At 67.6% G+C, this 9,571-nt stretch carries 9 protein-coding genes; 7 read left to right on the forward strand and 2 right to left on the reverse strand.

Annotated elements, in window-relative coordinates; genetic code table 11:
* The 4 genes from EB084_12825 to EB084_12840 form a co-directional block, all read left to right on the forward strand.
* The coding region (locus tag EB084_12825; GenBank protein ID NDD29141.1) for a cytochrome P450 at positions 1-1,585 on the forward strand (1,585 nt) is incomplete at its 5' end.
* A 172-nt stretch (positions 1,586-1,757) separates the two neighbouring features.
* Entirely contained in the window at positions 1,758-2,327 is a 570-nt protein-coding gene (locus EB084_12830; protein NDD29142.1) for a hypothetical protein, read from the forward strand.
* On the forward strand, positions 2,324-2,527 hold the full coding sequence (locus tag EB084_12835) for a hypothetical protein (protein ID NDD29143.1): 204 nt from the start codon (positions 2,324-2,326) through the stop codon (positions 2,525-2,527). Before EB084_12830 ends, EB084_12835 begins: the two co-directional genes overlap by 4 nt.
* A 271-nt stretch (positions 2,528-2,798) precedes the next feature.
* A complete protein-coding gene (locus tag EB084_12840) occupies positions 2,799-3,245 on the forward strand; it encodes a hypothetical protein (GenBank protein NDD29144.1) in 447 nt (148 codons plus the stop codon).
* Here EB084_12840 and EB084_12845 read toward each other — a convergent pair.
* Positions 3,233-5,083 carry a hypothetical protein gene (locus tag EB084_12845; protein ID NDD29145.1) on the reverse strand — a complete coding sequence of 617 codons (1,851 nt, stop codon included), beginning with the start codon at positions 5,081-5,083 and terminating at the stop codon, positions 3,233-3,235. The two genes, EB084_12840 and EB084_12845, sit on opposite strands and share 13 nt — an antisense overlap.
* Positions 5,084-5,195: 112 nt before the next feature.
* Here EB084_12845 and EB084_12850 point away from each other — a divergent pair, with 112 nt between their 5' ends.
* Positions 5,196-5,381 (forward strand): hypothetical protein, encoded by a 186-nt coding sequence (locus EB084_12850; protein ID NDD29146.1) that lies wholly within the window; start codon positions 5,196-5,198, stop codon positions 5,379-5,381.
* 214 nt (positions 5,382-5,595) lie between these two features.
* On the opposite strand, the gene EB084_12855 is transcribed toward EB084_12850, so the two are convergent.
* Positions 5,596-7,203, reverse strand: coding sequence for a hypothetical protein (locus tag EB084_12855; protein ID NDD29147.1), 1,608 nt, complete (start codon positions 7,201-7,203; stop codon positions 5,596-5,598).
* 672 nt (positions 7,204-7,875) lie between these two features.
* Between EB084_12855 and EB084_12860 the strand changes: the two genes are divergently transcribed.
* Together EB084_12860 and EB084_12865 are read left to right on the forward strand one after the other, a co-directional pair.
* Positions 7,876-9,069: a 1-acyl-sn-glycerol-3-phosphate acyltransferase gene (locus EB084_12860; GenBank protein ID NDD29148.1), complete on the forward strand. Its 1,194-nt coding sequence runs from the start codon at positions 7,876-7,878 to the stop codon at positions 9,067-9,069.
* On the forward strand, positions 9,009-9,571 hold a 563-nt coding region (locus EB084_12865; protein NDD29149.1), incomplete at its 3' end, for a hypothetical protein. The genes EB084_12860 and EB084_12865, both read left to right, overlap by 61 nt.

Consider the following 9,571-nt stretch of genomic DNA (forward strand, 5'->3'; position numbering starts at 1 on the left):
GGCGCTCGAGCAGCGTCTTGCGCTGTACGGGCAGATCGCCACCCCCCAGCCAGGCCCCATCGACGTGTCCGCGCGTGCCCAGACCGCCTCGTCGATGGCGCTCCGCACCGCCTCGGTCGCAGGGGGTGCGGTGGGAGCAGCCCTCGCCAAGGCGCCTCCGCTGCACGCGGCGCCGTTGCCGCCACGTGTCGGGCTGCTGGCGTTCATCAACGGCGTTCGTCGCCATCGCCGAAATCCCATCGGGTTCTTCGACGCGCTTCACGGGCAACACGGACAGACCTTCCGCGTGACGCTGCCCACGGGATCAGACCTCTTGTTCGACTGTCGCCCCCAGGCGCTGTCGGCGCCGCTGGTGCACACCGACAATGCCGACGAGTCGTGGGAGAAGCCGCCGCTGCAGGGACACGGGCTGTCGTTTCTCGTGGGCACCGAGAACGTCTTTCTCGCAAACGGGGAGATCTGGAAGCAGGCGCATCGCGCGATGCAGCCCCACCTCTCGGCCGCGGCCATTCAAGACGACGTGATGACGGCGCGCGTGTCGTCGATTCTCGACGCGCATCTCGACGCCCTGGCCCAACGCGCGGCAAAGGGGCCCGTGGAGGTCGACGTGCGTCCGGTGATGCAGCAGGCCACCCTCGATGTGGCGCTGCAGACGCTGCTCGGCACCACGCTCTCGAAGCCCGAGCTTGAGCGTGTGCAGCACGCCTTTGGCGTCGTGATGGAATGGCTCGGCAGCGAGACCCTCAATCCGACATCGGTCAGCCTCGGCAACCTGGCGGGCATCCTTCCTGGGGCGGGTGCCCTCAAGGAGGCGTACAAGACCCTCACCGATCTGGGCGATCGCATCATCGCGCAGCGGCGCGCCCAGCCCGGCGCGACCACAGATCTCCTCGACGGCCTGCTGCAGGCGCGCGATCCGGAGACCGGCGGTCCCTTCAGCGACGAGCGGCTGAGGAACGAGGTGCTCACCGTTCTGCTGGCCGGCCATGAGACCACCGCCACGCTGCTCAGCTGGAGCAGCGTGCTGCTATCGCGCACCCCCCGCGTACAGGCGCAGCTGCACGCCGAGGCCGACGCGGCTGCGGGGAAGCCGGCGACGTCGGCGACGCTCCAGGACATGACCGCCGTGCAGAACACCATCAAGGAGACCTTGCGTCTCTACACGCCGGCCTGGTTCCTGGTGCGACGCGCCAAGGCCGACACGACCATCGGCCCCCCGGATCGGGCCATCCCCGTGGCGAAGGGCACCACCGTGGTGATGAGCGTCTTCCACGCCCATCGCGATGAAGAGATGTATGGTGTGCGCAAGACCGGCTATCCGGCCGCCGAGTTCCATCCCGAGCGGTACCTCAACGCCAATCCGAAGACGTTCCCCTTCGGAGGCGGCGTGCGCATCTGCCTGGGGGTGCACCTCGCCCGTCTCGAGGCCGCGGCCATGCTCGCGGGCATGGCGCGTCGCTTCGACCTCGCGGCGGTGAGCGATGCCCCTGTGGGCGTGCGTTCAGACATCTCGGTGCACCCCTCCGACACGCGGGTGCGACTCTCGCTGCGCGCTTCGCAGCCGTCGCCCGCGGCACAGGCGTAAGCGACCGCTTCGACGCTCGCGGTCGAGAGGCGATCAGCAGGTCGCGAGGCAGGCCTGGCCTGGCTGTTTCAGCGTGCCCGCAGGTGCGCCAGGGCGTGCCCTCGAGATGTGTGCAGGCGCGACGCAGGGTGGACCCGAATGGGGGGCGGCGAGCACACGATGGGGAGAGGAAATGCGCGAGGCGCTGTTCGGACTCGAGCTGCTCTGGCACGACGCTGTCTCCGCTGCGGACACCGAGCACGCAGGGGCGATTCGCATCGCGGCGGCGCAGGTGCCGCAGGCTCTCGAGCGGCCCGTTCGCGCGCGCGGACTCTGGCAGGTGAGCGATGAGGGCGCCCTGTTCTGCATGCCGAGGTTGCTCCGCCTGCGGGTGGTGGGGGGGCAACGCGTTGACCATCAGCGCGAGGCGGGTGCCGGTGACGACGACCTGCGCGCCTTCGTGCTCGGCGCAGCGCTGCCCATGTTGCTTCAGCAGCGGGGCCTGCGGGTCTTGCGAGGCACTGCCGTCTCACTCGACGGGCAGGCGCTCGTGCTCATCGGGCCGTCGAGTGGGGGGAAGTCCACCGTCGGCGCGGCTCTTCTGCAGCAGGGGGCGCGTCTGGTGTCCGACGGCTGGGTCGTGGTCGTCCCACGCGACGGGCCTGCGGCGGGTTTCAGGTCGCAGTCTCGTCGGTCGTCGAGCGGGCCGTCCCGGTGCGGGCGTTCGCGGTGCTCGACGCGGTTCGAGGACGCGGTGAGGTGACTCGGCAGCACGGGCTTCAGCGCGTTGCGACCCTCAGCTCAGAATCGCCGCTGCTCGACCTGCAGCCACGATCCCACATCGCTGCCGTGATGCGCGACATGGGACGCGTGGTGGAACGCGTTCCGCTGCTGGGCATCCAGCGGGGCGACCTCACGGCGCTCGAGACCGCTCGCCGCCTGTCCGAGGCCAGCGGGCGATGAGCGATCCGTGCTGGCTCGTCTCCTACCCGAAATCGGGGAACACCTGGATGCGCGCATTGCTGCAGCAGTACATCGATGGGCCGTCGAACCCGCTCGATCTCAACCGGCTCGGGGGGGGAGGCTTCGTCCGCTCGCGGGCGGCCTTTGATGCCTGGTGCGGGGCGTGTTCCTCCGATATGACCGTGGATGAGATCGCCCTTCTCCTGCCCGCCTACTTCAAGCACCTGGCGAGCAACGATCTGCGCTACCCGTTCGTGAAAGCACATGGCGCCTGTCTGACGAACGGCGACGGTCAGCTCGTTTTCGGTCCGCCAGAGAGCACGCGTGCGGTGGTTCTCGTGCGCCACCCCGGCGACGTTGCGGTCAGCAGCACGCATCACTACGGCCTCGACCTCGATGGTGTGCTCGACCTCATGGCCACGCAGGACACTATGAGAACCTGCTCACAGACACCGCCGGCGAGCTCGAGCGGGTGCTGCGCTTCCTTGAGATTCCATCGGAGAAGGCGCGTGTCGAGCGTGCCGTGGAGATGTGCCGTCTCGAGCGGCTGCAGCATCTCGAGCGTGAACACGGGTTTGTGGAGCGATCCGTTCACGCGGCGCGGTTCTTCCGTCGCGGTGAGGCGGGGGAGTGGCAGCGCTGCTTCACACCGGCCCAGCGTTCCCGCCTTCGCGACGACCACGGCCTCGTGATGGAGCGGCTGGGCTACTCGGTCTGAGCAGAGCGGGCGGTGTCGAGATCGGGCACGACGCGGATGAAGCGCAGCGCGTCGAGCATCCGGTAGGATGCGGGCACTTCCGGGGTGGCCATGCGCCTGCGCATCGCTTCGAGGTCGACGAAGCAGATGCGCGACGGGGGCAGTCGGCGGGAGTCGAGGGCGTCGCAGAGGTGAGGAAGTGTCGCCGTCATCTGTGCGTGCAGGTGGGAGATGCGCGAGCTGTCCGTCTTGTCTGTCTCGCGGGCGATCTCGTGGGGCAGCCAGGGCTCGGCCAGCCGCCGCATCAGCAGCCGGCCGTGAGGGCCGTCGCTGAACACCTCGAGAGGCAGGGTCAGAACCTTTTCCACGATGCGACGATCGAGCAGCGGGTAGACGTGCTGGACGCCGTTCCGCGCCGAGAGCGCTGCCCACGACTCGGTGCGTGCGCTGAGGCGTCCGCTGAGCAGGTTGGCGAGCATTCGCTGGCGGTGATCGACGGGAAGGCGAACCCGCCCGCTCAGGGGGCGCGGTCGTCTGGCCCACGCCGCGGAGAGCACAGGCGGACCGGCGCCGCTGAATTGTATGCCACGCAGCGCGCCGAGCAGAGGAACCACGATGGAGGCAAGCCGCGCCCGCAGGCTGCGCAGCCCAGACGTTTCGAAGGCACGCCACAGCTGCAGCCACCGCCCTTGTATGAACAGGCACGAGAAGAAGGTCCAGCCGTGATGCGAGAGCAGCTCGTCCCCTCCCCAGCCGCTCAGTATCAGACCGGCCCCCCGCAGGTGCGCCTCTCGCACGACCCGCGCCTCGTGCAGCACGGTGTTCTCGCAGGGGAGATCGAGTGGATCGAGAGCAAGGTAGGCGCGCACGTCGGCGGAGGAGAGGGGGGGGGGCGTCACCTCGAGCCCCAGATGTCGGGCCACGGTCTGGACGCGAGATGACTCTTGCGTCTGCGGGTCGTCGGACGGAGGAGGCATCCAGCTCCAGGCACCCGCCAGCGGGGCGCCTCGGGTGCGCAGATCGTTCACCGCCAGGGCCGAAACCAGGCTCGAGTCGAGCCCGCCGCTCAGGTGGAGGGCCACTGGCTTCGAGGTCCGGAGACGATCGGTTACCGCACGTTCCACGACGGGGGCCATCAGGGCGGCGGCACGCGCCACCGTGACGCCATGAACGGTGCGGATCTGCTCTGGATGCCACCATCGACGCAGGGTTGAACGGTGTTCGGCGAGCAGCAGGGAGTGGCCGCCGGGCACTTTTCTGATGCGGGCATCCAGGGTTCGTTCGACGTGCCAGTCCACGCGGTCTCCCAGGTAGGACAGGACGAAGGGGATGTCGAGGTGTCGATCGTCTCCCTGCGGACCGTCGAGCAGGTGACGAAGCGCGCCCGCATCGCTGGCGCACGCGACGGCCCCGTTGGCGAGCGCCGCGTGATACAGGGGGCGAACCCCGAGGGCGTCTCGCGCGCAGAACAGCGTGCGGCGCGCCAGATCGGCCACCACGAAGGCATAGTCACCGTGCAGGTGATGCAGGCATCCCGTCCCCCAGCGCGCGTAGGCGTGCAGCAGAAGGCGGCTGTCGGGGGTTTCGTGATGGGCGTTCAGGTTCTGACACAGGGTTTCGCGGTCATCGAGGCGGACGTCGGCCACCAGGGCCAGGCCCAGGGAGATATCAACGATGGGGGAGGCGTCGCGCTCGGCGTCTGGGGTCAGCCAGAGCCAGCGCCCTCCGAGGGCGAAGCCGTCATCATGCCAGCGCGAGATGCCGTCGCTGGGCCAAGACGCGGTGCTGTCGAGCAGGCGCGCCACCGCGACCTCAGGGTCGGTCTGACAGTGGGCGAGGCACGCGGCGATGAAGCTCACGCGGGGGTACCAGAGGCGAGCAGTCGTATCGGGTCGGAAGGGCGGGCTGAGCCACCGTGTCGAACATCAGCACAAGCCCACGACGGCTTCAGGCAAGAGACGAGGTAGGGGAATGGAAATCGAGAGCAACGCGCACCCCAGGCCGAACGCGAGCGATGCGCACGCATCAGGGAACCTTCGCCAGCCCTGGCAGGCCCCGCGCCTGCAGCATCTCATCACCTCGAGTGCCACGCAGAGCAAGCACAGCGGGTGCCTGGAGCAGGGGACGAGCTTCGCCAGCCCCCCGTTCTGTTCCTGACGATGGTGTGTCGAGAGAGCGCTGCCCATCGCCAGGGCCGTTGAGGTGCACTGCCGCACGTACACGCACGCTTTCGGGTGCGCGGGGAGCGCCTGGTGAACGCGAGATTGTGGCCAGATGGGGCATGACAGCGGGTTCGCTGGTCTTGCGGCGAGTCCTGGCGCAGCCCATCGAGCTGCGCTGAAGAGGCTCTGGAGACGAGACGACAAGGCCATCAGCGATGAACGGGAATCTCCACCCCGCCGATGCGCACGACGCCGTCTTCCTTCTCGATCCCCTCGTGCTGCTCGCTCTGCGGAGCGCGCAGCACGGCGCTGGCCGCAGCCTCGATGGTGCCTCCGCTTCCGAGCACCGTGAACGCGCGCTGGGTCTTGTCTTCGAATGTCTCGTTGCTCGCGCCCGCGGCCAGGCTCGCGCGGATAGCCCGGTAGAGCTCCGGGGCTTCGTTGGCCTTTCCGATGGTGACGAGCGCCGACAGCAGGGTGACGTACTGGGCCGTGCTCTGCTCGAGCGCAACGTTGGGGTCGCGTGAGGCGAGCAGCGTCTCGTAGTGCTGCCGTAGCGAATATTCGGGACGCGTCTCGTTGTCTACGGGTTGTTGCCCTGATACGGCGCCGGCGAGGGCAAGCGCATCGAGCGCTGCGAGATGCATCTCCTGAGCGTCTGGGGTGAGGACGCGAATGGCTTGGAACAACTTGCTGGCATCCCGAGAGTCAGTGGCCCTTAGCGCCTCGGTGAGGGCGGAAGAGTGTCGGTGGCAGCCTTCAATGAAAGAGGTGGCGGCCTCTGCCTCAATCACCAGATCGCTCACCGTGTCGCTCGACAGCGGGATGAAGAGCGTGCCGCTGTGTGCCATCACTGTGGGAGAGCGTCCCGCGAAGTGAAGGACGTCGACCAGGTCGATGAGGCGACCCGCGCGGGTTGACGGAACCCCCTCTCCGTTCCAGGTTCGGTCCTCTCGCAGCAGGCTTGTCCCGCGATCGATGCAGTCCACGAGGCGTGCCGCGATCTCGGCGTCGAACCCGTCAGGGATGGAGCCGTGACCACACAAGGCGGCCATCACGGGAAGGTCGCGCAGAAAGATCGGCCGGCCTTCCTCGCTGTCGGGGCCGTACAGCCGTGACTGTCGGTAGTCCATCGACACGAGATGGTCCGAAAAGCCGGACAGCGTGTCGCCAAGCCTGTAACCCTGCTGCTCGAGTGCCTGCAGGCTCTCGAGCTCTCTGGTTGCAGCCGCGCGATCGGCAACCGAGAGCTCGGCGTTCGACAGGGCGTGATGAAACAGCTCAGACGTGCGATGGCTTCCCGAGTACGCGACCTGATTCGTCTTCCCGATGTGGTCGCATTGCGCCCACTCCAGCTCTTCCCTGACCCGTTCGTTCAGCCAGCCCGCACACAGGAGCACGGCGGGAACCGCAGGTCCGAGTGCCACCGTCGCGAAGCCGCCGCCTACGGCAGCAGCGGTACTGGCCGCGGCTCCCAGGCGCGGGATGCGATCGCACAGCTCGGGCATATGTTCGAATGCGTCGTTCGTGTACGCCAGCATCAGGACGGCGCTGAATGCCACCCCCAGCGGTCCGGCAATCGTGGCGATACCCCACGTCAACCCGCCCAGGAGCGCGGTTCCCAGAGCGGGCGTCAGCGCGGCCCGCACCTGCTTGCGCAGCGGCAGGTCGTAGTCTGATGGCTTCAGCTGGGGAGGGAGGTTGATGTCAGCCGTGTCTGTGGGAGAGGGCTCGTTCTCTGGCTCCTGCCGGTTCGTCGTTCTGGGCAGCGCAGGCCGCTGCGCCGGGTGAGGGGAGGCGGTGACGCTTGTGATCACAGTAGGAACGACCTCTCTGGGAAGTGCGATGATGGTCTGCCGCGCCTCTGGTGTGCGCGGCTGCGACCCTGTTGTGGCCAGCGGTGCGAACTCTACGCGCGCCGGTCTGAACGGTGCTGAAACCGGCGTGAACCGGTCGTGAAATCAGCGCCGACGGCAGCGTGCTCCGGCTCACGGCTGTTTCACGGTGGCTTCAGGTCTTTATGAGGCAGGGTGATCATGATGCGGGTGTGAGCTTTGGGTTCGGCCCAGACGAATGGGCCTGGAGCCACGAGACCAGGCGGGTCTGCGCCCGCCATCGCAGAAGACGCACCGCGTCTGCAGGAGGTGTTCAAGATGGAGAACCATCAAGCCAGGAAGAACAAGATCGACGCAAGCATCAGCGCCGTGGGACCGTCGGGGTACGACGGTTTTGGGCTGGTCGGACCCGGGAATGCGGAGGCGCATCTGCGCCAGCTGGAGCGGCTGTTCGTAGGCATCTGATAGCGCGCGATCTCGCGCCGACGGAGGGAGCGTGCTCGACGCCGAGCACGCTCTTTTTTTGCGTGATGACGGGTCGAGCGGAAGATGTCTGATCGGCATCGTTATTTTTCAGTTATTTTTTCATTCGTGCTTGTAGAGTGCGCCCAAGAGGTTTGAGCGACGCAGAACATCGGAAGGAATTCTGAGGGTATGCTTGCGTCACTTGTGAACAGAGCTGCGTGCTCCGCGCCCCCCGCGCCGCGCGCGCGCGAGGCGGAACCAAACGTGGGCGCTGATGTGCCCGACTATACCGGGCCCAAGGATGGGCTGTCGCACCCGCGGCACACCTGGTTGATGCGCCCCCTGAACAGGGCAGTCATCGCGGGGCGCTTCCGTCTCGTCGTCGAGGGGCGTGAGAACCTCCCGACGAGCGGTCCGAACGTGTACTGCCCGACCCACCCCAGCATGTTCGATCCGCCGCTCGTCCCCGCGGCGGTGAACACGAAGGACATGCGGTTCATGGCCAACAAGTTCGTGTTCGACGGCCTTCGTGGGCGTCTCATGACCTGGGGTGGCGCCTTTCCCGTCGATCGCGAGAAACCGAGCCTGCTGACCTGTCGTCACAGCCTCGAGGTGCTGCGTCAGGGGGCCGACCTCTGCGTGTTCCCGGAAGGCTCGCTGCCGGATGAGCACAAGGAAGGGCGCATCGGCGCCATCAAGAAGGGGCCCGCGGCCTTCGCGCTTCGATCAGGCGTGGCGTCCATCGTGCCCCTCGCCATCCACTATCGTCCAGACAATCTTCCCCGATATGGGGAGAAGTCGGTCGGGGCCCTCGCCGCAGCTGCGGTCACCGCCGCCGGCCTGACGGCGGCTGTGGTGGGTGGTCCGACCGTGCAGGCCGTGGCCAGCGCGGTGACCACGGCGATGACGAGTGCGTTCGTTGCGGGCCGCGTGGCGCACCGAGCGACGTCAGAGCCCGAGTGGAACAACCGTCGCCACGCTGTTCACGGCACGGGCGTGGGCAAGTCGCGACGTGGCTCACGTGAAGATCGCCCCGCCCATCGCCCTCGATCCCTATCGAGACCACACCTCCGACGTCGGGGCGGGCAAGGGCGCCCGCCGCAAGGAAGCGGTTCGTTCGCTCACCGTTGCGCTGCACCGCGCGATGGGGCAGGCCAAGTCGGAGCTGACCGGCGTCGCCTACGACGACCAGGCCGAGAAGTTCCGCGGTACCATCGTCGAATCGCTGCGCCCGCCCACGTCGTCGACCTGACCCGCGATCTTCCGCATCACCTGGCCATGTGTTCCTCATTCAAGAGATCAATGAAAGAAGGGGTTCCATCATGCAGACCATCATTCCCACCACTGTCGGACGCACCTCTCTCTCGCGCACGTCGCCGCTGACGTCAGCCGAGCAGCCATCGGTTGCCACAGCCCCTCCCACCGACATCTACGCGGCCGATCAAGATCCCACGCAGGACGGTCGACCGCTTCCCCCGCCGAATCCCCCGGTCGTTGCGCACAAGCCCACACCTCTTGGTGACAAGGTCGTCTCGGCGGCGTGTGTGGGCGCCGCGGCCTGGACGCTGACCAACATCGGCATGCAGATCGCCGGCCTTCCCGCCGCCAGCGCGGTGCTCGCCGCGGTGGGCACCGCGGCCGTGGCGACAACGACCTGGGCGGCCACTGACGCGGCCAGCGGTGCGTTCCACTTCCTCGTCGACAACTACGGCGGACCCGATACCCCCGTGGTGGGGACGATGGTGCGCGAGTTCCAGGAGCACCACGTACATCCGTGGGACCTGGAAGAGGTGTCGGTCTGGAGCAACTGCGCGCACCATCGTCCCCACCACGGGGGTATCGGGTCCGCCGTAGTTGTCGACGAGGAAGTGGAACGCACCGCTGG

Source organism: Pseudomonadota bacterium (assembly GCA_010028905.1).
Lineage (GTDB): Bacteria > Vulcanimicrobiota > Xenobia > RGZZ01 > RGZZ01 > RGZZ01.